General features: G+C 59.3%; 16 protein-coding genes. 1 reads left to right on the top strand and 15 read right to left on the bottom strand.

Annotated features, from left to right (window positions below):
- Positions 1 to 9: 9 nt before the first annotated feature.
- The 10 genes from typA to ACL9RI_RS15175 form a co-directional block, all read right to left on the bottom strand.
- Positions 10 to 1842 carry a translational GTPase TypA gene (gene typA, locus ACL9RI_RS15220; RefSeq protein WP_422727360.1) on the bottom strand — a complete coding sequence of 611 codons (1833 nt, stop codon included), beginning with the start codon at positions 1840 to 1842 and terminating at the stop codon, positions 10 to 12.
- A 219-nt stretch (positions 1843 to 2061) separates the two neighbouring features.
- The gene (truB, locus tag ACL9RI_RS15215) at positions 2062 to 2997 is read right to left on the bottom strand and encodes a tRNA pseudouridine(55) synthase TruB (RefSeq protein ID WP_422727359.1); all 936 of its coding nucleotides are present in this window, start codon (positions 2995 to 2997) and stop codon (positions 2062 to 2064) included.
- A 2-nt stretch (positions 2998 to 2999) separates the two neighbouring features.
- Positions 3000 to 3416: a 30S ribosome-binding factor RbfA gene (gene rbfA, locus ACL9RI_RS15210; protein ID WP_422727358.1), complete on the bottom strand. Its 417-nt coding sequence runs from the start codon at positions 3414 to 3416 to the stop codon at positions 3000 to 3002.
- Positions 3417 to 3534: 118 nt separating this feature from the next.
- Complete coding sequence (gene infB, locus ACL9RI_RS15205) at positions 3535 to 6399, bottom strand: translation initiation factor IF-2 (RefSeq protein ID WP_422727357.1); 2865 nt, start codon at positions 6397 to 6399, stop codon at positions 3535 to 3537.
- Between the two features lie 46 nt (positions 6400 to 6445).
- Positions 6446 to 8011 carry a transcription termination factor NusA gene (gene nusA, locus ACL9RI_RS15200; RefSeq protein ID WP_183680853.1) on the bottom strand — a complete coding sequence of 522 codons (1566 nt, stop codon included), beginning with the start codon at positions 8009 to 8011 and terminating at the stop codon, positions 6446 to 6448.
- Positions 8008 to 8496, bottom strand: coding sequence for a ribosome maturation factor RimP (gene rimP / locus ACL9RI_RS15195; protein WP_422727559.1), 489 nt, complete (start codon positions 8494 to 8496; stop codon positions 8008 to 8010). Before rimP ends, nusA begins: the two co-directional genes overlap by 4 nt.
- 348 nt (positions 8497 to 8844) lie before the next feature.
- A complete protein-coding gene (gene rluB, locus ACL9RI_RS15190) occupies positions 8845 to 10866 on the bottom strand; it encodes a 23S rRNA pseudouridine(2605) synthase RluB (protein WP_422727356.1) in 2022 nt (673 codons plus the stop codon).
- Positions 10859 to 11659 (bottom strand): SMC-Scp complex subunit ScpB, encoded by an 801-nt coding sequence (gene scpB, locus ACL9RI_RS15185; protein WP_183680857.1) that lies wholly within the window; start codon positions 11657 to 11659, stop codon positions 10859 to 10861. The genes rluB and scpB overlap by 8 nt, the downstream gene beginning before the upstream one ends.
- Before the next feature lie 455 nt (positions 11660 to 12114).
- Complete coding sequence (locus tag ACL9RI_RS15180) at positions 12115 to 13134, bottom strand: glucokinase (protein ID WP_422727355.1); 1020 nt, start codon at positions 13132 to 13134, stop codon at positions 12115 to 12117.
- A gap of 377 nt (positions 13135 to 13511) precedes the next feature.
- A complete protein-coding gene (locus ACL9RI_RS15175) occupies positions 13512 to 14474 on the bottom strand; it encodes a DedA family protein/thiosulfate sulfurtransferase GlpE (RefSeq protein ID WP_422727354.1) in 963 nt (320 codons plus the stop codon).
- A 140-nt stretch (positions 14475 to 14614) separates the two neighbouring features.
- On the opposite strand from ACL9RI_RS15175, the gene ACL9RI_RS15170 reads away from it, so the two are divergent.
- Positions 14615 to 15631: an alpha/beta fold hydrolase gene (locus ACL9RI_RS15170; RefSeq protein WP_422727353.1), complete on the top strand. Its 1017-nt coding sequence runs from the start codon at positions 14615 to 14617 to the stop codon at positions 15629 to 15631.
- 1 nt (position 15632) lies between these two features.
- Here the strand turns inward: ACL9RI_RS15170 and ACL9RI_RS15165 are convergent, their stop codons facing one another.
- The 5 genes from ACL9RI_RS15165 to ACL9RI_RS15145 all read right to left on the bottom strand — a co-directional run bounded on the left by ACL9RI_RS15165 (position 15633) and on the right by ACL9RI_RS15145 (position 23159).
- Complete coding sequence (locus tag ACL9RI_RS15165) at positions 15633 to 17453, bottom strand: ABC transporter substrate-binding protein (RefSeq protein WP_422727352.1); 1821 nt, start codon at positions 17451 to 17453, stop codon at positions 15633 to 15635.
- Between the two features lie 64 nt (positions 17454 to 17517).
- Complete coding sequence (locus ACL9RI_RS15160; RefSeq protein WP_422727351.1) at positions 17518 to 19209, bottom strand: ABC transporter ATP-binding protein; 1692 nt, start codon at positions 19207 to 19209, stop codon at positions 17518 to 17520.
- A gap of 9 nt (positions 19210 to 19218) precedes the next feature.
- Positions 19219 to 20340, bottom strand: a complete 1122-nt coding sequence (locus tag ACL9RI_RS15155; protein ID WP_422727350.1) for an ABC transporter permease — start codon at positions 20338 to 20340, stop codon at positions 19219 to 19221.
- Between the two features lie 7 nt (positions 20341 to 20347).
- A complete protein-coding gene (locus ACL9RI_RS15150) occupies positions 20348 to 21286 on the bottom strand; it encodes an ABC transporter permease (RefSeq protein ID WP_183680874.1) in 939 nt (312 codons plus the stop codon).
- A gap of 28 nt (positions 21287 to 21314) precedes the next feature.
- Positions 21315 to 23159, bottom strand: coding sequence for an ABC transporter substrate-binding protein (locus ACL9RI_RS15145; protein ID WP_422727349.1), 1845 nt, complete (start codon positions 23157 to 23159; stop codon positions 21315 to 21317).
- Positions 23160 to 23280 lie beyond the last annotated feature (121 nt).

Below are 23280 nucleotides of genomic sequence, written 5' to 3'. Positions count from 1 at the left end.
TACAACAGATCAGGACTCGCGCGATGCTTTTTTACGCTCGTGCTCTTTCAGGAAACGCTTGCGCAGGCGGATCGATTTCGGGGTGATTTCCACCAGTTCGTCGTCTTCGATGAATTCGACTGCGTATTCCAGCGACATCTGGATAGGTGGTACCAGGCGCACCGCTTCGTCGGTACCCGACGAACGCACGTTGGTCAGCTGCTTGCCCTTGATCGGGTTCACCACCAGGTCGTTGTCACGCGAGTGGATACCGATGATCATGCCTTCGTACACTGGATCGTTGTGCGACACGAACATGCGGCCGCGGTCTTGCAGTTTCCAGATAGCGTAGGCAACAGCGGCGCCGTCATCTTGCGAGATCAGCACGCCGTTACGACGGCCAGCCATTTCGCCACGGGTGTTGTCGACGGCTGCGTATTCGTGGAATACGTGGCTCATCAAACCGGTACCGCGGGTCAGGGTCATGAATTCGCCCTGGAAGCCGATCAGGCCACGTGCCGGGATCAGGTACTCAAGGCGTACACGGCCCTTGCCATCCGATTCCATGTTTTGCAGGTCGCCACGACGACGGCCCAGTTCTTCCATCACGCCGCCCTGGTTGGCTTCTTCCACGTCAACCGACAGGTTTTCAAACGGCTCCTGGCGCACGCCATCCACCATTTTGAATACCACGCGTGGACGCGATACAGCCAGCTCGAAGCCTTCGCGACGCATGTTTTCGATCAGAATCGTCAGGTGCAGCTCGCCGCGACCCGAAACTTCGAACGTGGTGTCGTCGTCGGTTGGCGCAACGCGCAGAGCAACGTTGGCTTTCAATTCTTTGTCCAGACGGTCACGCAGTTGACGCGAGGTAACAAACTTGCCTTCGCGGCCAGCCAGTGGCGAGTTGTTCACCATGAAGTTCATGGTCAGGGTAGGCTCGTCGACGGTCAGCATCGGCAGCGCTTCCGGAGTGTCGATTGCGCACAGGGTCGAACCGATGCCGATTTCGTCGATACCGTTGATCAGGCAAATGTCGCCAGCAACTGCTTCGTCGACCAGCACGCGCTCCAGGCCCTTGAAGTTCAGCACCTGGTTGATACGGCCTTTGACTGGGGTTGCGCCTGGACCATTAACGACCAGCACGTCCTGGCCCACTTTAACGGTACCGCGGTTAACGCGGCCAATGCCGATCTTGCCCACGTAGGACGAGTAGTCCAGCGAGGTGATTTGCATTTGCAGCGGGCCTTCCGGATTGTCGTCGCGCACTGGCACGTGTTCCAGGATGGCGTCAAACATCGGCTTCATGTCGCCGCCGCGTACGTCTTCGGTCAGGCCGGCGTAGCCGTTCAGGCCCGAAGCGTAAATGATAGGGAAGTCCAGTTGCTCGTCGGTCGCGCCCAGTTTGTCGAACAGTTCGAACGTCTGGTTGATGGCCCAGTCAGCGCGCGCGCCCGGACGGTCAATCTTGTTGACGATAACGATCGGTTTCAGACCCAGTGCCAGCGCCTTGCGCGTGACGAAACGGGTTTGCGGCATCGGGCCTTCTTGTGCATCGATCAGCAGCAGAACCGAGTCCACCATCGACAGTACGCGCTCTACCTCGCCACCGAAGTCGGCGTGGCCTGGGGTATCGACGATATTGATGTGGGTGCCTTCGTACTCAACGGCGCAGTTCTTCGACAGAATCGTAATGCCGCGCTCCTTTTCGAGGTCGTTCGAGTCCATGACACGTGTGTCTACCGCCTGGTTTTCACGGAAGGTGCCGGACTGACGCAGCAGTTGGTCAACCAGGGTGGTTTTGCCGTGGTCAACGTGGGCGATGATTGCGATGTTGCGAATTGCGCGTTTTGTATTTGACATGGTCGTAGTAGTTACTGAAAAACTGCGGAGTGCGTACGTAGGTGTACGAGATACCCGAATGCTAATCTATTTCCGGAACCGCGTAGTATAGCATGTTGCGCTGCAACGCTATTCAAAAATGCTGGCGGCTCCAACGGTCGGCGACGGATGGTTTAAAAAAGCGACACTGGTTCAATAGTGTCGCTGAGTAATATGACTTTATTGTTACTTTGCCGCAATTTACTGCTGTGCCGTGGCGATCAGCCGCTCCGGCGCCAGGATGCTGTATTCCTGCAACTGGCCTGTGCCCAGCAGTTTGGCGTCGTGATACACGCGCACCCTGCCCGGCCCGGCTGGTACAACAACCTCTTCCTTGCCCAGGGCGATGCGCTGGCCATGCAAAAAGCGTTTTGCCAATTCTTCCGTCAGCTGGATCGCCGGGAAACTCGACAACAAGGCATCGACGGGCGCCAGCAAGCCGAACGGCGCTGCGTGGGCAGTCAGCTCATCGAGCGTGACGACGCCAGCCAGTGTCAGGCTGCCCACCTGCGTGCGGCGCAAGGCGTTCAGATGGGCGCCGCAACCGAGCGCTGCACCGATGTCTTCGCCGAGCACGCGGATATACGTGCCCTTGCTGCACATCACCGACAAGGTCAAAAACGGCGCTTCATAGTGGATGAATTCGAGCTTGTGGATGGTCACCGGACGCGCTTCGCGCTCCAGGGTGATGCCGGCGCGCGCATATTCATACAGCGGCTTGCCATCGCGCTTCAAGGCCGAATACATGGGCGGCGTCTGCAGGATCGGGCCACGGAACTGCGCCAGCACGGCCTCGATCTGCTCCTGCGTCACGTTGACGTCGCGCGTTTCCAGCACGGCGCCTTCGGTGTCGCCCGTATCGGTGGTCAGGCCCAGGTGCACCACGGTTTCATAGGTTTTGTCCGCTTCCAGCAAATCCTGCGAAAACTTGGTCGCCTCGCCAAAGCACAGCGGCAACAAGCCGGTGGCGAACGGATCCAGGGTGCCCGTATGGCCCGCTTTTTTCGCATTCAACACGCGCTTGACCTTGATCAAGGCATCGTTGCTGGACCAGCCGACAGGCTTATCCAGCAGCAAGACGCCATCGACCAGGTCGCGCACCCGCTTGATGCCGGGTGGTCGTTTTGCTCCGGCCACGCTTATTGCTCGTCCGTATCTGGTTTCGCGTCCGGCTCGGCGTCAGCCGCGCGCGTGGCGTTGGCCTTGTCGATCAGCAAGGACATTTCCATGCCGCGCGAGGTCGAGCTGTCGTGCACGAAGTGCAGTTGCGGCAAGGTGTGGATGTGCAGGCGCTTGCCCAACAGGCCACGGATGAAGCCGGCCGCAGCGCTCAAGCCTTCGGTGGTGTTCTTGATGGCTTCCTTGCTGTCTTTCAACATCGTGAAAAACACCTTGGCGTGCGCGTAATCAGGCGTGATCTGTACTTCGGTCACGGTGATCATGGTGCCAACGCGCGGGTCTTTCAATTCGTAGGCGATGATTTCGGCCAGGTCGCGCTGGATCTGGTCAGCCACGCGCAAGCCGCGCGCTGGCATGGTTTTGCTATGTTTAGCCATGATATTTCTATGCTGTCCTAAGTGCCGCAGGGCGCATGGGTCAAACGGTTGCCCGTTGACCAATGCGCCCCACGTGTTTTGCGCGGACATCACTATGTCCGCGCTATTCTTGCTGTGATTACAGGGTACGAGCGATTTCCTGAACTTCGAATACTTCCAGGGTGTCGCCAACCTGGATGTCGTTGTAGTTCTTCAGCGACAGGCCGCACTCCAGACCGGCGCGCACTTCTTTCGCGTCGTCCTTGAAGCGTTTCAGCGAGTCGATCTCGCCGCTCCAGACCACGATGTTGTTGCGCAACAGGCGGACGGAAGATGCACGCTTGACCACGCCATCGGTGACCAGACAGCCGGCAATCGCGCCCACTTTCGAGACCAGGATAACCTGGCGGATCTCGACCTGGCCAATGACGGTTTCACGTTTCTCTGGTGCCAACATGCCCGACAACGCCGATTTGATCTCGTCGATCGCATCGTAAATGATGTTGTAGTAGCGAATGTCCACGCCATTCGACTCGGCCAGCTTGCGTGCTTGTGCGTCGGCACGGGCGTTGAAGCCGATGATGACCGCTTTCGAAGCGACTGCCAGGTTGACGTCCGATTCCGTGATGCCACCAACGGCAGCGTGTACCACTTGCACGCGCACTTCCGAAGTCGACAGTTTCTGCAGCGAACCGACCAGCGCTTCCTGCGAACCTTGTACGTCGGTTTTGATGATCAATGGCAAGTTTTTCACTTCGCCTTCGGCCATCTGGTCGAACATGTTTTCCAGTTTCGCAGCTTGCTGTTTAGCCAGTTTCACGTCACGGAACTTACCTTGACGGAACAGGCCAATTTCACGCGCCTTGCGCTCGTCAGCCATGACGACCACTTCTTCACCCGCTACCGGCACTTCCGTCAGACCCTGGATTTCAACCGGGATCGATGGACCGGCTTCGGCAATCGCCTTGCCGTTTTCGTCCAGCATGGCGCGCACGCGGCCATACGAAGAGCCAGCCAGAATCACGTCGCCGCGCTTCAATGTACCGGACTGCACCAGGATCGTTGCAACAGGACCACGGCCCTTGTCCAGACGCGCTTCGACCACCAGGCCGCGTGCAGGTGCATCCACCGGCGCCGTCAGTTCCAGCACTTCAGCTTGCAACAGCACTTGTTCCAGCAGATCGTCGATACCTTGACCGGTTTTGGCCGATACCGGCACGAATGGCGATTCGCCACCGTATTCTTCCGGCACGACTTGCTCGGCGACCAGTTCTTGCGTCACGCGGTCCACGTTGCCACCCGGTTTGTCGACCTTATTGATCGCCACCACCAGCGGTACGCCAGCTGCTTTCGCATGGGCAATCGCTTCCTTGGTTTGCGGCATCACGCCATCGTCGGCGGCCACCACCAGAATCACGATGTCGGTTGCTTTCGCACCACGGGCACGCATGGCGGTAAACGCTTCGTGGCCCGGGGTGTCGAGGAAGGTGATCATGCCGCGTGGCGTATCGACGTGGTAAGCACCGATATGCTGCGTAATGCCACCCGCTTCGCCGGACGCCACTTTGGCGCGACGGATGTAATCGAGCAACGAGGTCTTACCATGGTCGACGTGACCCATGACGGTGACCACAGGAGCGCGCGGCTTGGTCTCGAAGTGGGCGTGTTCGCCCACGTCGGCCAGCAAGGCTTCCGGATCGTCTTGTTCAGCAGCAAATGCCTTGTGGCCCATTTCTTCGACCAGAATCATGGCCGTTTCCTGGTCCAGCACCTGGTTGATGGTGCACATCTGGCCCAATTTCATCAAATGCTTGATGACTTCGGATGCCTTGACGGACATTTTGTGCGCCAGTTCGGCCACGGTGATCGTTTCCGGCACGTGCACGTCCTTGACGACGGCTTCGGTTGGCGCCTGGAAGTTCGATTCGCGTTCTTCGTGGTGCGACGGACGACGGCCCTTGGCGCCACCGCGCCAGCTGTCACGACCCGCAGGGCCGCTATTGCCGCGTGGCTTGGGACCACCGGTGGTGCCGCGTTTTTTCGCGTCATCCGACCAGGTCGACGACACATTGGCCGACTTGATCGATTTCTTGTCTGCCACGGCTGGCTTCTTGTCGCCTGGTTTTTCGCCAGGTTTCTTGTCGGCCGGCTTGTGCAGCGTGCCTTCCGGCGCCTTCGGCTTGACTGGCGCAGGTGCTGGCTCAGGGGCTTTGATGGCGCGGCGTGGCGCGTTCATCATGGCCTTGATCTGGGCAACCTCGTCCGCCACGGCCTTGCGGGCGCGTTCGGTGGCTTCGGCTTTTTCAGCAGCTTCCTTGGCAGCAACGGCAGCAGCCGCGGCTTTTTTCTTCGCTTCTTCAGCGGCAGCAGCTTTTTTCGCTTCGGCAGCAGCGTCGTCAGCCACGGCAGGCGTACCTGCGGCAGCGGCAGCGACCACGGTCGCGGCCTTGGCGGCGGCTTTCTTGGCTTCTGCTTCGGCTTCTTTCTTGGCAGCCAGTTCAGCCTGTTGCGTGGCTTTCGCCTGGGCTTCTTTTTCTGCGTCGAGCTTGGCCAGACGTTCCTGCTTTTCGCGCAGATCCGCTTCCTGGCGGGCGATCAGTTCAGCCTGTTTGCGGGCTTCTTCTTCGCGGCGCGCCACTTCGGCGTGATCGATCACCGGCGCGGCAGGCGCGACCGGTTCTGCGGCGACCGGCGCGGCTTCATCGCGCTGGACGAACGTACGTTTCTTGCGCACTTCCACCTGGATGGTGCGCGATTTGCCGGTTGCATCGGCTTGCTTGATTTCGGTCGTTTCCTTGCGGGTCACGGTGATCTTCTTCTTTTCTGTGTCAGCCGCTGCGCCATGGGTGCGGCGCAGATGATCCAAAAGCTTGTCCTTATCATCTTTCGACAATGGATCTGACGTCGAACTTTTCTCGACGCCGGCAGAACGCAGCTGCGTCAGCAGCAAATCTGCAGGCATCTTCAGTTCGGTGGCAAATTGGGCTACGTTGTTACTCGCCATTCAGTCCTCTTTTCTATGTGTCGCGGAGATGATAAAGATACTCAAATTAAGCCTTTGCGGATTCGGCCAGACTCCATGCCTTGGCTTGCAGCGCCTTGGCACGATCGTCGTATTTCGAGTCAACCAACTTCATCTCATCGTCGGTCACATCTTTAAATTCACTTGTAATCAGTTCACGCGCACGGTCCGCAGACAAGGCCAGGATTGCGCCAAATTCGTCGTATGCCAGTGCTGCAAATGCTTCAACGGTCTTGATACCAGCCAGACCCAGCTTGCCGGCGGTGACGCGGTCCATGCCTTCCAGACCAACCAACGCCTCGTCCATGCCTTCCAGACCCTCTTCCGAAGCAATCGCTTCGGTGACGAGCGCATCACGCGCACGGGTACGGAGTTCATTGACGGTATCTTCGTCAAACGATTCGATTTCCAGCATTTCGGAAATTGGCACGTAAGCGATTTCTTCCAGACTGGCGAAACCTTCTTCCACCAGAATATCGGCCACTTCCTGGTCAACATCGAGCTTTTCCATGAACAGGATGCGCACGGCAGCCGTTTCCTGGGCAGCTTTGTCAGCCGATTCTTCGGCCGTCATGATGTTGATCTTCCAACCGGTCAGGTCAGCCGCCAGGCGCACGTTCTGGCCGGAACGGCCGATCGCGATTGCCAGGTTTTCTTCGTCGACCACCACGTCCATGGCGTGCTTTTCTTCATCGACCATGATCGACGAGACGTTCGCCGGCGCCAGGGCGCCGATCACGAACTGCGCCGGATCTTCGGACCACAGCACGATATCGACGCGTTCGCCACCCAACTCACCGGTGACAGCCTGCACGCGCGAACCGCGCATGCCGACGCAAGTACCGATCGGGTCGATGCGCTTGTCGGCCGTGTAGACGGCGATCTTGGCGCGTACGCCGGCGTCGCGGGCGGCCGATTTGATTTCCAGCATGCCTTGCTCGATTTCCGGCACTTCCAGCTCGAACAGCTTCATGATGAAGTCCGGCGCGGTGCGCGACAGGATCACTTGCGGGCCGCGCATATTGCGGTCGATACGCAGGATGAAAGCGCGTACGCGGTCGCCGATACGCAGATTCTCTTTCGGGATCATCTGGTCGCGTGGCAGACGCGCTTCGATCTTGCCGGACTCGACGATGGCATCGCCGCGTTCCATGCGCTTGATGGTGCCGGTCACCAGCGAATCGCCGCGCTCCAGGAAGTCGACCAGGATCTGTTCGCGCTCGGCGTCACGCACGCGCTGCAGGACCACCTGTTTGGTGTCCTGGGCGAAACGGCGGCCGAATTCGACGGATTCGATCGGCTCTTCGATGTGGTCATCGACTTCGATATCTGGAATCTGTTCTTTTGCCTCGAAATGCAGGATCTCCTGATCCGGCAGTTGCAGGCCCGCTTCATCGGGCACCACGTGCCAGCGGCGGAACGATTCAAACTCGCCCGAATCGCGGTCGATCGAAACGCGGATGTCTACTTCACCCTCATAGCGTTTCTTCGTGGCTTGCGCCAACGCGAATTCAAGCGCGCCGAAAACGACATCTTTATCGACGTTTTTTTCGCGCGCCAGCGCGTCAACCAATAATAAAACTTCGCGGCTCATGCTTTGCGTCCCTTAAAATCCACCTGTGGCACCAAGCGTGCCTTATCCACGTCGGCGAGCGTAAACTCCAACATCGCCGGACCATCCTTACCTTCAAATTCCAACGACAAATTATCGCCCACGGGCTCTTGCAACGTCCCCTGGAACGATTTCCGGTTGTTCGTACCCGGCATCGCCACGCGCAGCTTGACGATGATTTCCTGGCCTGCGAAACGGACAAAGTCTTCCAGCTTGCGCACCGGCCGGTCCAGGCCCGGGGAAGAAATCTCGAGACGTTCGTAAGGAACGTTCTCTACCGTCAACACATGCGATAACTGGTGACTGACCGTGGCACAGTCTTCGACCGTGATCGGACCTTTTTCAGCGGCATCGGCGGCGCTGAAATCAATAAAGACGCGCAGCAGGCCGCGCTCGGCACGTTCGACATCAACGAGCTCATAGCCCAGACCAGTGACTGTCTTTTCAATTAATTCCAACTGCTGCAAGAAATTCTCCAGAAATAAGGCCTGTTTTTTGCATTGCAGCATCCTTTTTCGGCGCTGGCGGCATGCAAAAAAACACGCTCAAGTCATTTATGGCCCCTTGCGGAGCCATTACAAACGGTTCAACAAAAAAAAAATGGGCATCTGCCCATCTTCTTGTATTTCCCCAACCAGATGAAAGCACTCCCCACCAAACTACCCTGCGGAGAACTTTTATTAGGCTGCAGATTATAACCTCTTATTAACTGCGCCGCAATGCCGCACGACAGGAGCGGCCCCGCTTACAACAGTCCCGACAATAAGAGTTGCGCATCCGGCACAGAAACCGGATGCGCTACAAGGCAATCCCGATCAGCCTTTGCGGCGGCGCGGCATGCCATCCATGCCACCACGCGGCTGGCCACCGGAACGTACCTGGCCGGCCCCGCCGCCATTGTTACGACGCGGTGCAGGCGCAGCAAAACCAAACGCCGTTTGCAGCGGATCAGGCTGGCGCGGACCACGCTGCGGCGCGCGACCATCACCACCCGGACGACCTTGACCCTGGCCGGCCGCACGCGGCGGACGACCCTGGCCTTGACCCTGGCCATCGAACGACGCCGACGAACGGGGAACACCCTGGAATGGACCTTGCGGCTGGCCACGGCCCGGACCACGGCTTTCACCAGGACGACCGGCGCCGCCCGGGCGGCCCTGGCCTTGCGGACGGGCAAACTGGCCTTGCGGCTGGCCACGGCGCGGGGCGACCGGGAACGGATCGGCGTTGCGGTTGCTCACATCGATACGATTGCCATTGGGCTCATCATCACGGCTGGACTTGCGCGCTTCACGGCCCTTGGCGGCGCCTGCGGCACGCGGATCACCGGAAGCCGGCATTTTCTTTTCAACCCCGTAGGCGGCCAGCAGGTCGCGCACGGTATTTTCATCCATCTCTTCCCAACGGCCACGTTTCAGACCGCTTGGCAGCACCATCGCGCCGTAACGGGTACGGATCAGGCGCGAGACGGTCAGGCCGATCGCTTCGAACATGCGGCGCACTTCGCGGTTACGGCCTTCGCCGATCACCACGCGGTACCATTTGTTGATGCCTTCACCGCCGCCATCGGCGATCTTCGAAAATTGCGCCATGCCGTCTTCCAGCTCGACACCTGCCAGCAGCTTCTGGCGCATGCCTTCTTCCAGCTCGCCCAGGGTACGCACGGCGTACTCGCGGTCGATGCCGTAGCGCGGATGCATCAGGCGGTTGGCCAGGTCACCGGAAGTCGTAAACAGCAGCAAACCTTCGGTATTGAAGTCCAGCCGGCCCACGGCCAGCCATTTGCCCGCCTTCATGGTCGGAAGGCGGTCGAATACGGAAGGACGGCCATCGGGGTCGTTGTGGCTGACGATTTCGCCGGCCGGCTTGTGGTACACCAGCACGCGTGGCGGCTTCTTGCTGACGCGGCGCTGAATCAACTTGCCATTGATGCGCACATGGTCGGTCGGCAAGATGCGCTGGCCGATATGCGCCGGCTCGCCATTGACGGACACGCGGCCCGAAATGATCAGGTCTTCCATGTCGCGGCGCGAACCAAGACCGGCTTCAGCCAGCACCTTGTGCAGCTTCGGCGCATCGTCGTCGGAGGTCAGGTCGCGGCGCACGGCGGACTTTTGCACGCGGCCCGTGCCGCCCTCTTCGCTGTCGAAAGCGTCGGAGGTGACAAACGAGAACACGGCGTCGGCTTCGTTGACTTTACCTGGCGCAGCCTGGCGGCCCTTGCCTTTTTTGCGGCTCTTGCCGGCATTTTTACCGGTGCCCGGCAGATCGTTGCGCTGGCCGCGCGGCTGGCGTGGCGCGGCGGCGGCGTTGCCGTCGGCTTCCACTGGCTCGCTGGCTGGCGCGGCTGGCGCAGGCGCCACTTCAACGGCTTCACGCGGCGGCTGGCGCAATGCGCGTTCGGCTTGCACGCCACGCATCTGGCGCGGACCGCGCGGCTGGCGCGCGGCAGGGGCTTCGTCGGCAACGGCTTCAACGGATTCAACGGCTGCCTTGGCGGCGGCGCGGGCACGTGGCGGACGCGCTGCCGGTGCAGGCGCGGGTGCTGCAACGGCATCGGCTGCCGCTTCAGCAGCAGCGACGAGGCCCTTGGCGGCAGGCTTGGCACGCGGTTTCTTGGCGGCAGGCGCCGCTTCGGCGGCTACTGCAGCGACGGGCGCATCGGCGGCCACATCGGCTTTAGTGCGGCGTTTCGGTTTGGCGGCAACCTCTGCAGCCGGGCTGGCAGAGCCGGTAACGGCTGCATCGGCTTCTATCTGAGCCTTGGTGCGGCGCTTGGGCTTGGCGACAACCTCGTCGCTGGCGGTATTTGTCTCGGGAGTGTTCGGATTATTCATTGTTCGTTTCTTGGCTGTGCTGACCTGGCGCAGCGTCAACCGTTAGTTCTGGCGCAGGGTCGTGAGTGTAGGCTTCATCCAGGGGCGAAGCATCGGGGCCGGCATCAGGGCTTGCTGTCACGTCAGTTACAGCGGCATTGCTACCTGCACCAAGCTGTTGTGCAACGTCATCCGTTGCGTCATTCTTTGCTTTATCAAAATTTTCTTGCAGGGCCGCTTCCAGGGCTTCCATTCCGTTCCCCTGCATCTCGCTGATTTGCTGCAAGGGCGGCAGCTGGGACAGCGAGCTCAATCCCAGATCATCCAAAAATTGCTTGGTGGTCGCCAGCAAGGCTGGCCGTCCCACCACGTCGCGGTAGCCGATCGCATCGACCCAGCCCCGGTCTTCCAGCATCTTGATCGTTTGCGAATTGACGGCCACGCCGCGAATTTCCTCGATATCGCCGCGCGTCACGGGCTGGCGATAGGCAATGATGGCCAGGGTTTCCAGGGTCGCCCGCGAATACTTGGGCGGACGCTCCGGCGTCAAACGATCGAGGTACATCTTCATTTCCGGCCGGCTTTGAAAACGCCAACCCGAAGCCAGGCTGACCACTTCGATGCCACGGCCTTCCCAATCCTGCCGCAATTCTTCCAGCAACTGCTTGATGGTATCGGCGCCGACGCCGACACCGCGCACGCGGCCATTCTCGTCGGCATCGACGAACAGCTTTTTCAGGCTGTGGATCGTCAACGATTCACGAGCGCACAGCAACGCGGTTTCGAGGACTTTTTTAGCCTCAATTGTATTCATAGCAGTTCTGTGCGGATAGGTGTTGCAATTCGTATGCAGAGAAAGAAATCAAAACGTTCATTTCAACGTAACAATTCAACGTAACATAAGACAGGGCAGACATCGGTAATGACGCCATGCTGGGTTACAAGTTGAGGCTGTTTTTTCCGACGCCTTGGCCGATGCGCGCAAAGCGGGAGTCATGCGGATGCGGTGAACGTCCCGCCATCCATGGCGCCGGTCTTGATTAACCTTAATTAAATAACTTTAATTAAATTCAGCAAGTCACCAGCAATGAAACGCAATCCGGAGCAATCACCACACCTGCGGCGGAATCATCAGCCGGGCAAGTGAGCGACAGTCGTCGTTTCATCCAACGATGCCAATTGTACCTGATAAAAAGCGGAAAAGCGTAAAACCGGGTAAAACACGCGTTTTACCCGGTCACGATGCGAAAAACAGACAAACGCCTCAACTCAGGCGGTGCCCAGCTTTTCCGACAGGATGGCCGATACGCCCAAAAAGGCGGGATATTGCGCCGTAATCACGAAGGTCGGGATTTGCGAGACATAATTGGTAAAACGCCCCTTGCTTTCGAAACGGGCGCGGAAACCCGAACGGTCGAAGCGCTCGCCCAGGCGGGGCACGATGCCGCCGCCGATATAAATACCGCCCAGCGCACCCAGGGTGACGGCGACGTTGGCCGCCATCGCGCCCAGCACGCAGCAAAACGCTTCAATGGCTTCGTCGCACAGCGCCGATTCCCCGGACAGGGCGCGGCGCGTGATTTCTGCCGCACCCAAGTCTTCCAACGGCACGCCGGCACGGTCGGCCAGCGCGCGGTAAATCAATTCCAGGCCATCGCCGGACAACAAACGCTCGGCCGAGACATGTTCGAATTCACGCCAGGCATATTGCAGGATCGCCACTTCCACCTCGTTCGATGGGGCGAAATTGACGTGACCGCCTTCGCTTTGCAAGGCCACCCAGCTGCCATGCGCCGGAATCAGGCCCGAGACGCCCAGGCCCGTGCCGGCGCCGATCAGGCCAATCGCCGTATTCTGGCGCGCCGTACCCGTGCCAACCTGGTGCTTCTCGTCATTCGACAACAGCGGCAAGGCACGCGCCAGGGCCGTAAAATCATTGACCACGTCCAGCGTCGTGAAACCGCACTCTTCGCGCATGGCGCTGATCGAAAAAGACCAGTGGTGATTCGTCATGCTGAGGAAATCGCCATCGACCGGATTGGCGATGTCGATCGCGGCGTGGCGCACCGCCTGCCCGCCGGCAGCGGCCACGTGCGGCAAGGCCAGATAGGCTTGCAGGGCGGCGGTCAGGCTGGGGTAATCGGCACAGGGCAACACTTCCACCAGGGTAATGTTGCCAGGGGACAGCTCCAGGGCGAAACGGGCATTCGTGCCGCCCACGTCGGCCAGCAGGCGTGGACCATCGGCAAAAGCGGAAGATTGCAGTGCAGGAGAAGACGATGCGCTCATGATTTTAATGTTGAAATGGGACCCATGGGACGCCAAGCTTAAAGGATGAACGAGCTTCGATGCAAGCAAAGTTTGTAGTTTAAGTACATCAAAATTGGCATTTGTTGGTAGTTCCACTCCAAATGCAACATTTACGAAATAAGTTATCCAATAACCACTCTTTGTTGTGAGTGCACACTATCGCCACACACCAGATTATCATGCTGCACAGCAGCAGAAATCACGGTGGGCCGGCGAAGAAAATTGTCTGCAGGAGCGCGCTGGCGCGTACGCCCTGAGCACGGATCAGTACGCTTTTCCATGGTCGTTGCGACCTGGTTTTCGTATTATTACTACCGGATTTTTACGCGCTGAAAGTGGCAGGCCAGGAAAGGACATCAGGAGGGCAAGCCCTCGCTGATCAGGCTGGAAGACACGGGCAAATCGGAGCGGTAGGCAGCATTCCAGGCATCGAGTCCGCCGTGCAAAGGCCGGGCACGGTGGAAACCATGTTCGTGCAGCAGCTTGGCCACCTGGGCGGCCGTCACGTCATTGGGGCAGCTGCAATACACGATGATATGGCGGTCCTTGTCCATCGTAATCATGGCAGGCACGGGTTCCTTGCCATTGAAAAACATTGCGCCGGGCACGGCCGGTTCCAGCGCTTGCGCCGTGGCGCTGCGGGCATCGACCATCAACGGCTCTTCGCCCTGCTCTATCAATTCCAGCAATTCATCGATGCCGATGCGCTCGATCTGCAAGGCCTGGCGAAAACGCCGGCGTTCCAGGTATTTATACAGCAGGAACATGCCCAGCAAGGCCGCCAGCACCAGCAAGGCCGTGCTGCCCATGGTGCTGAGCAAGTCCAGCACTTGTTGCACACTGGCATGGAAAATCACCCCGACCAGGATGCCCGTGCTACTCCACAACAAACCGCCCAGGCCGGCGTAAAAGAAGAAACGCTTGGGCGAGGTGCCCATGGCGCCCGACATGGGGGCGGCAATCGTATTAAAACCGGGAATGAACTTGGAGACGACCAGCGCCTTGGGCCCCCAGCGCTTGAATTTATCTTCCGTCTGGCTGACGCAATAATCGGGCGACAGCGAGATACGGCACAGCAAACGCAGGATGCGCTTGCCAAAATAACGGCCCGCGCGGAACCAGGTGAAATCGCTGATCAGGCAGGCGGCCAGGGCCGCAGCCAGCACGGTGGCGAAATGCATGTCGCCATCCACGGCCAGCGCCCCGGCCACGATCAAAAGGGGAAAGGCGGGAATCGGCAAGCCGAGCTGCTCCACCAGTACGATACCGAAAACGATCAGCACGCCGTAATGTTCGAGGAGGTGAAGTAGGGTCTGCATCCGTCTATTTTATCGCATCTGGCACAGGCCCGCGCGCGGCCATTATGCATCTGATATGCCTTGTGCCAGCACGCAACACACCTCGCAAAATCGCGCTATATTAATGACCCCCAACACCTTTTTCCCTTTCCGGAGTTTTCATGAGCACCCCGAATTTCAGCGCGCCGGCCGCCGTTGCAGTCTTGTTGCTAACCGCCTCCAGCACCGCCCTGGCTGCCGCGCCCTCGACCTACGGCCCCGAGCTGCAGGGCTTTGCGTATCCCCATCCGATCCAGTCGTTCAACTTCAGCTCGCAAGGGCAAAACTTGAAAATGGCGTACATGGATGTGGCGCCGAAGGGCAAGCCCAACGGCCAGACGGCAGTGTTATTGCATGGCAAAAACTTCTGCGCTGCCACCTGGGACCAGACGATCACGGCACTGAGCGATGCCGGCTACCGCGTGGTGGCGACCGACCAGATCGGCTTTTGCGCCTCGAGCAAGCCTGAGCATTATCAATATACCTTCCAGCAATTGGCCAGCAATACGCAAGCCTTGCTGCAGCATATCGGCGTCACGCGCAGCTTCATCATCGGCCATTCGACGGGCGGCATGCTGGCCACGCGTTATGCGCTGATGTATCCGCAAGCCGTGTCGCGCCTGGTGCTGGTCAACCCGATCGGGCTGGAAGACTGGAAAGCGCTGGGCGTCCCCTACCGCACGGTCGATCAATGGAATGAGCGTGAACTCAAACTCGATGCCAACGCCATACGCTCGTATGAAAAATCGACGTATTACGTGAACCGCTGGAAACCGGAATACGAACGCTGGGTGGACATGCTGGCCGGCCTGAACCAGGGCCCAGGCCACAAGCTGGTGGCGTGGAATTCGGCATTGCTCTACGACATGATCTTTACGCAACCCGTGATCTATGAATTCCCGCAACTGAAAATGCCGGTCACCCTGATGATCGGCGACGCCGATACGACCGCCATCGGCAGCGATATCGCGCCGCCGGACGTGAAGGCCAGAATCGGCCATTACAACGTGCTGGGCAAGCAAGTGGTGAAACTGATCCCGCAAGGCCAGCTGGTTGAATTCCCCGGCCTGGGCCACGCGCCGCAGATGGAAGAACCAGCCACTTTCCACAAGGAACTGTTGAAAGCGCTGGCCCAGTAAGTTATTTCGCCGCTGAAGCAACTGGAGTGGCCATATCCATATCAAGATATTGCCACTCCTCCTGCATGATCGGATGCTTCTTGTAGCCCAGCACGCTCTTTTGCGCCAGCATATTGCGGTAGCGCCCGTAAGCGACCATGGCGCCCGCGTTCACTTCCAGCCGGCGCGCCATTTCATGGTACAGCAGATCGCGTTCCGGGCCGGCTGGCAATTTTTCGCTGGCCGCATACCATTGGTCATATTGCGCATCCTGGTAACAGGCAGAATTGTTTTGATGCGTGTTCGGGCCATAAAACAATTGCATGAAATTGCTGCCGTCAGGATAGTCGGCCAGCCATGGCGAAGCAAACGCCTGCAGTTTGCAATTCTTTTGCTCCTTGACCAGATCGCCAAAGGTCAGCATCTGGCTTTCCATCCGGATATTGATTGACTTATACGTCTTGCGCCACAGCTCGGCCTGCAGCTCGCCGGCGCTGCCCGCACGCGAGGCAAAATGAATCACCATCGGCTTGCCATCGGGCAGCGTCCGCCAGCCATCCTTGCCCACCTTGTAGCCGAACTGGTCCAGCAGCTTGTTGGCCAGCGCCGGATCGTATTGCAGCAAGCTCCGGTAGTGCGGATCGTGGCCCACCACGCCCGGCGGTATCGGATATTCCAGGCGCTGGGCTTCGCCATTCAGGGTGATGCGAATTTCTTCATTGACATCATGCGCCATCGCAATCGCGCGGCGCAGGGCAATCTTTTCCTTGCCAAAGCCACCGACCACCGGATCTTGCATATTCCAGTAATAGGCGGTGATTTCCGGATCGAGCAGGCGCGACAACTGCATGCCCTTGGCCGCCAGTTCAGGGCGCAGCTTGCCGTTCAACAGCGCTTTCGGCGCCAGTGCGCCCCCCAGGCGGAACAGGTCGGCGGCGCCACTCTGGAACGACAGCCAGCGCGACTGGTCTTCCGTTTGCACGCTGATTTCAACCCGGCCGATTTGCGGCATCTTCTTGCCCTTCATCTGCGACACGATGCGCTGGTCGTCGGGATCGTCGCCCGGCGCCACGTCCCAGGTTTGCGGCAAGTGATCGGTATTTTCATTGAGCACGATGCGGTTGCCACGCACCCATTCGCCCAGTTTATAAAAGCCGGTGCCGACCGGATTCGAGGCCACTTCGCCCTTGCTGTCGCCATATTTCGCCACCACTTCGTGCGCCACGGCCGCCGAGGCCGGCTGCGCCAGCAACATCGGCAAATTGAAATCGGTCTGTTTCAAATGGATGCGCAGGGTATACGGATCAAGCAATTCGAAGCCAGCAATATTCTTGTCGTAGTTAAATGAGCCGCCTTTGCTGGCGGCCGCCGCCAGTTCATCGAGGCCGACCACCTTGCCGTCGAACAGCCAGCTATTCGGCGAAGACAGGCGCGGATCGAGCAAGCGCTTCCAGGAATACACGAAATCGGCCATCGTCAATTCGCGGCGCTTGCCGTTGAAGGCGGGATCGGGCGTAAACACGATGCCTTTTTTCAGGCGGATGGTGTAGGTCTTGCCGTCCGCCGAGATGTCCGGCATGGCGGCGGCCGCCTGCGGTATCACCTTCACGGGGCGGGCCAGGTAATCATAGGTGTAGAGCGTGTCGAAGATGGCTTCCTCGATCATCAAGCCCCCCTCGTCGACCGTGGTGGCGGGATCGAGGCCGCTTTCGGCGGCTTCCATGATATAGCGCAAGACCTTGACCGGTTCCTGGGCATCGGCGGCCGGCATCATGGCAGGCAAGACAGTCGGCAAGATGCAACAGACGGCCAGCGCCAGCGGGCGCATGCGTAGTAATTTCATGGGGAAACTTTCAGTAGGGAACGGTAGCGGGGGCGCAGCATCAGCCTGCCCCCTGTTGATATGTCTACAGTTGCACGCCGCGCGGAATCGCGCTCAGCAGGGTTTGCGTATAAGGGTGGACGGGATTGCGGTACAGCTCGTCCGAATCGGCCATTTCCACCACCTGCCCCTTGTGCATCACCATCACCTGGTCGGCAATGTATTTCACCACCGACAAATCGTGCGAAATGAAGATGTAGGACAGGCCGAATTCATCCTGCAAATCCTGCAGCAGGTTCAGCACCTGCGCCTGCACCGATACGTCCAGCGCCGACACGGATTCATCGCAGACGAGGATTTCCGGCTGCATCGTCAGGCAGCGGGCAATCGCGATACGCTGCCGCTGACCACCGGAAAACTCGTGCGGATAACGGTGGAAGGCCTGTTCCGGCAAGCCCACCTTATCGAGCAGCCAATAGGCCTTGGCGATGCGTTCCTTGTCGTTCGCGCCGATATTGTGGATGCGCATCGGTTCCAGCAAAATCTGCCCCACCGTAAAACGCGGGTTCAGCGACGCATACGGATTCTGGAAGATGATCTGGATGCGGCGTTTATACGGCAGGTATTCCTTGTTCGGCATGGAAATCAAATCCTTGCCGTGGAACATGGCCGTACCGCCCGTCGCCTGGTGCAGGCGCAGCAGGGTCAAGCCCACCGTGGTCTTGCCCGAGCCCGACTCGCCCACCACGCCCAAGGTCTTGCCGCGTGGCAAAGTAAACGACACATCCTTGACGGCCTGGAATTCGCGCTTGCCGAACCAGCCATCGCGCAGGTAAAAACTTTTACTGAGGTTTTTCACCACCAGCACCGGCTCGTCGCCCGGCGTATAGCCGCGCGTGCGCTGCGCGATTTCCACGCCGGGGCCCGCCTTGCCTTCCATGTAGTCGGCAATCACGGGCAAGCGCCATGGCCGCTCGTCCAGTGACGGGCGGCAATGCAGCAGCGCCTGGGTATAAGTATCCCGGGCCGCTTCAAACACTTGCCGCACTTCTCCCGTCTCGCGCACTTCACCATGGCGCATGACGATCACATGGTCGGCGATCTCGCCCACCAGGCCCAGGTCATGGGTAATGAAGAGTACCGACATCTGGTGTTTCTTTTGCAGCGCGGCAATCAAATCCATGATCTGTTTCTGGATCGTCACGTCGAGCGCGGTGGTCGGCTCATCGGCGATCAGCAGTTTCGGTTCGCAGGCAATCGCCATGGCGATCATCACGCGCTGCTGCTGGCCGCCCGACATCTGGCTCGGGTAAGCGTCGATCTTGGTGGCCGGGTCGGGAATGCCGACTTCTTCCAGCAGTTCCAACGTACGCGCGCGGGCCTGCTTGCGGTTCATGCCCATGTGCTGGCGCAACACTTCGGCAATCTGGAAACCTACCGTGAACACGGGGTTCAATGACGACATCGGTTCCTGGAAGATCATCGAGATATCCTTGCCGCACATGGTGCGGCGCTCGGCGATCGACAGTTCCAGCAGGTTGCGCCCGCCAAAGTGGATGCGCGATTGCGGATCGATGATGGTGTTGTCTGGCGGCAGCAAGCCCATCACGGCCAGCGAGCTGACGGACTTGCCGCTGCCCGATTCGCCCACCAGGGCCACGGTGCTGTTGCGCGGCACGTCAAACGAGATGCCCTTGACGGCTTCAAAGGTATTTTTCTTGTCCAAGCGGAAGATGACGCGCAGGTCGCGCACTTCCAACAGGTTATTCTGGTCCATGAGCAACTCCTATTTCACTTTGGGGTCGAGCGCATCGCGCAAGGCATCGGTAAACAGCGAGAACGCCGTCACCAGCACGGCCATCGCCGCAGCGGCCGCCGTCAGTTGCCACCACTTGCCCAGGATCAGTTCATTTTGTGCTTCGTTGAGCATGCTGCCCCACGACACGGTGCCCACCGGCACGCCAAAGCCGAGGAAACTCAAGATCACTTCGGCCTTGATGAAGCCCACCACCAGGATCGACATCTGCACCAGCGCCACATGGCTGATGTTGGGGAAGATGTGCGAAAACATCTTGCGCCAGTGCGAAGCGCCAATCGCGTCGGCCGCCATCACGTACTCGCGCGCCTTGTGCTTGATGTATTCGGCGCGGATCAAACGGTAAGGCCCGGTCCAGCCCGTCAAGCCCAGGATCAGCACGATGGTCAGCACGCCCTTCTGTTGCAGCACGGCCGCCACCGTCAAAATCATCAGGATCGATGGTATCGAGGTAAAGATGCTGTAGAACCAGTTAAAGAAGTCATCGATGAAGCCGCCGAAGTAACCGGACACGGCGCCAAACACGGTGCCCAGCACCACCGCCAGCAAGGCGGCCACCAGCCCCACCACGATCGACGTTTCGCCGCCCTTGATGGTTTTATCGATCACGTCGTGGCCCCATTTGTCGGCGCCGAACGGCAAGGTCGAGGCCTTGTGGGTGATGACCTTCCTGGTCTTGCCCATGCTGGCGCGCAAGGCCGTCAAGTCGTCGGCCAGGGGATCGGTCACGCCGTACATCTCGACGCCGGCAGCCGGATTGCTGCCCATCTGGGCGCGCAGTTCGGCGATATCGTCGGCCAGCGGATCGAGCACGTTGACGGGGGTCGGCGTGCTGTGTTCATCGGCGGCGTGCACCACGCCGTCGACGCCGTCGATGCCACCGTCCGTATCGGCGCCCACGAAGGTGGGCGGCGCATAGCTGACCGCCACCTCATCTTCCCAGTTGGCGCCCACCAGGCCGCTGGCCGACGCAATCATCAATAAAAAGAAGGCGCCGACGACTGCCAGCGAGACCATTGCCACCTTGTCGCCGCGCAAACGGCGCCACGCCAATGCCCACAAGCCGGGCGAAGTATGTGTATTCGACATCATTTCTTTCTTACTTCAGTTGTACGCGTGGATCGACCGCCTGGTACAGCAGGTCGGTGAGCAGATTGAAGAGCATGGTGGCGGCGGCGACATACACGGTAATCGCCTTGATCACCGGAAAATCGCTGCGCTCGACGGCCAGGATCACTTCACGCCCGATGCCGGGGATGCCAAAGAAACGTTCCAGCAGGAACGCGCCGATCAACAGCGCGGGCAAGTTCGACATCACGTAGGTAATGATGGGGATGGCGGCATTGCGCAGCACGTGGACCCACATGATGCGCCCTTCCGAGAGGCCCTTGGCGCGCGCCGTGCGCACGTAATCCTGGTTGGCTTCATCGAGCACGAAGGTGCGGAACAGGCGCAGGGTCGGGGCGATCGAGACGGCCAGGCCGATCAGGATGGGCAAGGTGGAATAGCGCAGCAGGTTTTCCCAGAAACTGTCGCCCCAGCCTTGCACGGGGAACAGGCCCAGCTTGTAGGCAAAGCCGTACTGGAACACGATGATGTAGACCAGGATGGAGATCGACATGCCCACCGTGCAGGCGATCATGACGGCGCGGTCCGTCAGCGAACCGCGCACGAAGGCGATTGCCAATGCCAGCGCCACGCCAAAAAACGTTTCCAGCACGGTCAGCGGGATCAACACCATCATCGATGGTCCCAGGCGCGAAGTGATGATGTGCGACACCGTCTCGCCCGTGGCCCAGCTTTGACCAAAGTCAAAAGTGACGATCTGCTTGATGAAGATCCACAGCTGGATGTAGTACGGCTGGTCCACACCCAGCTGGCGGCGGATGTTGGCGATGCTTTCCGCATTCGACATCTTGCCGGCCAGGATGTAGGCCGGGTCGCCGCCCACCCAGTTGAACAATATAAACACCAGCAAGACCACGCCCAGCATGGTCGGCAGCATCTGCCACAGGCGGCGCAGGATATAAGCAAACATTCTATTTCCTTGTTGTTATAAGCCGCGCTTATTTGGCCGCAGCCTTGGCAGGTGCGGCAGCCGGGGTGGCAGGAGCGTTCGAGTTATCGATGTCCATGTACGCCCACTCCTGGAACAGGATAGGGTGCTTCTTGTAGCCCAGCACATTCTTTTGCGCCAGCATGTTGCGGTAGCGCGCGTAGCCGATCAGGGAGCCGGCATTGACTTCCAGGCGGCGCGCCATCTTGTGGTACAGCTCGTCACGCTCGGGGCTGGCCGGCATCGACTGGCTGGTTTCGTACCACTTGTCATACACCGGGTCCTGGTAGCAGCCGTTGTTGTTCTGGTGCGCGTTCGGACCGTAGAACAGCTGCATGAAGTTGTCGCCATCCGGATAGTCGGCCAGCCACGGCGCCGTGCGCGTCTGCAGCTTGCACTGCTTTTCCGTTTTCAAAATATCGGAAAAGATCATGCGGTCGTTTTCCATGCGGATACCGATCGAGTTATACGTCTTGCGCCACATTTCCGCCTGCAGCACGCCATTGGCTTCATTGCGCGAGGCGTAGCGGATTACCAGCGGCTTGCCGTCTGGCAAGGTACGCCAGCCATCGGGGCCCTTCTTGTAGCCGAACTTGTCGAGCAGCTTGTTGGCCAGCACGGGATCGTATTGCAGCAAGCTCTTGTAGTGCGGATCGTAGCCGACCACGCCCGGTGGAATCGGATAGTCGAGGCGCTTGGCCTGGCCATTCCAGATGATGCGGATTTCTTCGTCGATATTGTGCGCCATGGCAATTGCGCGCCGCAGGGCAATTTTTTCCTTAGTAAAACCACCAAGCACGGGGTCTTCCATATTCCAGTAGTAATAGCTGATTTCCGGGTCCAGCAGGCGCGACAGTTGCACGCCCTTCTCAGCCAGTTCCGGACGCAGCTTGCCGTTCAGCAGCGCTTTCGGCGCCAGCGGGCCGTCCAGCCAGAACACATCGGTGCCGCCGCTCTGGAACGACAGCCAGCGCGACTGGTCTTCCGTCATGACGGTAATTTCAATGCGGTCGATGGCGGGAATCGATTTACCCTGCATCTGGCGCACGATGCGCTGGTCGTCCGGGTCGTCGCTGGGCAGGAAATTCCATTTTTCCGGCAGGTGCAGCGGATTCTTGTTGAGCACGATGCGGTTGCCGCGCACCCATTCGCCGAGCGTGTAGTAACCGGTGCCGACCGGATTGGAGGCGACCTCGCCTTTTACATCGCCATACTTTTCCACCACCTCGTGCGCCACGGCGGCGGTCGGCACATAGGCCAGGATCATGGGGAAATTGAAGTCGGTCTTGGTGAGGGTGATGCGCAGTGTGTAGGGATCGAGAATTTCCAGGCCTGCCACTTTTTTGCTGTAATCGAGCTTGTTGGTTTTGACGGCTTCCTTGGCCAGGTCATCGAGACCGACGACCTTGCCTTCGAACAACCAGGTATGTGGCGAAGACAAACGCGGATCGAACAAACGCTTCCACGAATACACGTAGTCGGCCATGGTCAGTTCACGGCGCTTGCCGCCAAACGCGGGGTCGGGCGTAAATAAAATACCTTTTTTCAGATGAATGGTATAGGTCTTGCCGTCGCTGGACACTTCGGGCATGGCTGCCGCCGCGGCCGGCACCACCTTCACGGGGCGGGCCAGGTAATCATAGGTGTACAGCGTATCGAAAACAGCCTGGGTGATATGGTTGGAATACAAATCGCGCGCGGTGGCCGGGTCAAAACCCGTTTCGGCAGCCGGCAAAATATAGCGCAAGGTTTTCACCGGCGTCGCTGCCGCCGGGGCGTCGGCGGCGCTGGCGGCCAGCGGCAATGCTCCCAGACAGGCCAGCAGCGCCAGGCGCCGCATCCATGCTAACTTCATGTCATACCCTTCATCTTGATTGTCTGCCGCACCGTATTGGTGCACTTTACTGGCTTCCTCCTGGGATACAGGAAGAGACCGCTAAAACCAGTCCATTTACGCAAGATCTATGCCTTGTTTC

The organism is Janthinobacterium sp. Mn2066 (assembly GCF_049319705.1).
Classification (GTDB): domain Bacteria; phylum Pseudomonadota; class Gammaproteobacteria; order Burkholderiales; family Burkholderiaceae_D; genus Janthinobacterium.
This window is presented reverse-complemented; position numbering and strand designations above follow the sequence as displayed.

What these genes read in the sequence shown, in the direction of transcription:
- ACL9RI_RS15180 (WP_422727355.1), bottom strand. Translation starts at nt 13,134, where the DNA reads ATGAGCGCATCGTCTTCTCCTGCACTGCAATCTTCCGCTTTTGCCGAT.
- ACL9RI_RS15145 (WP_422727349.1), bottom strand. Translation starts at nt 23,159, where the DNA reads ATGAAGTTAGCATGGATGCGGCGCCTGGCGCTGCTGGCCTGTCTGGGA.
- ACL9RI_RS15170 (WP_422727353.1), top strand. Translation starts at nt 14,615, where the DNA reads ATGAGCACCCCGAATTTCAGCGCGCCGGCCGCCGTTGCAGTCTTGTTG.
- ACL9RI_RS15165 (WP_422727352.1), bottom strand. Translation starts at nt 17,453, where the DNA reads ATGAAATTACTACGCATGCGCCCGCTGGCGCTGGCCGTCTGTTGCATC.
- infB (WP_422727357.1), bottom strand. Translation starts at nt 6,399, where the DNA reads ATGGCGAGTAACAACGTAGCCCAATTTGCCACCGAACTGAAGATGCCT.
- scpB (WP_183680857.1), bottom strand. Translation starts at nt 11,659, where the DNA reads ATGAATACAATTGAGGCTAAAAAAGTCCTCGAAACCGCGTTGCTGTGC.
- rluB (WP_422727356.1), bottom strand. Translation starts at nt 10,866, where the DNA reads ATGAATAATCCGAACACTCCCGAGACAAATACCGCCAGCGACGAGGTT.
- ACL9RI_RS15175 (WP_422727354.1), bottom strand. Translation starts at nt 14,474, where the DNA reads ATGCAGACCCTACTTCACCTCCTCGAACATTACGGCGTGCTGATCGTT.
- ACL9RI_RS15155 (WP_422727350.1), bottom strand. Translation starts at nt 20,340, where the DNA reads ATGATGTCGAATACACATACTTCGCCCGGCTTGTGGGCATTGGCGTGG.
- nusA (WP_183680853.1), bottom strand. Translation starts at nt 8,011, where the DNA reads ATGAGCCGCGAAGTTTTATTATTGGTTGACGCGCTGGCGCGCGAAAAA.
- ACL9RI_RS15150 (WP_183680874.1), bottom strand. Translation starts at nt 21,286, where the DNA reads ATGTTTGCTTATATCCTGCGCCGCCTGTGGCAGATGCTGCCGACCATG.
- rbfA (WP_422727358.1), bottom strand. Translation starts at nt 3,416, where the DNA reads ATGGCTAAACATAGCAAAACCATGCCAGCGCGCGGCTTGCGCGTGGCT.
- typA (WP_422727360.1), bottom strand. Translation starts at nt 1,842, where the DNA reads ATGTCAAATACAAAACGCGCAATTCGCAACATCGCAATCATCGCCCAC.
- ACL9RI_RS15160 (WP_422727351.1), bottom strand. Translation starts at nt 19,209, where the DNA reads ATGGACCAGAATAACCTGTTGGAAGTGCGCGACCTGCGCGTCATCTTC.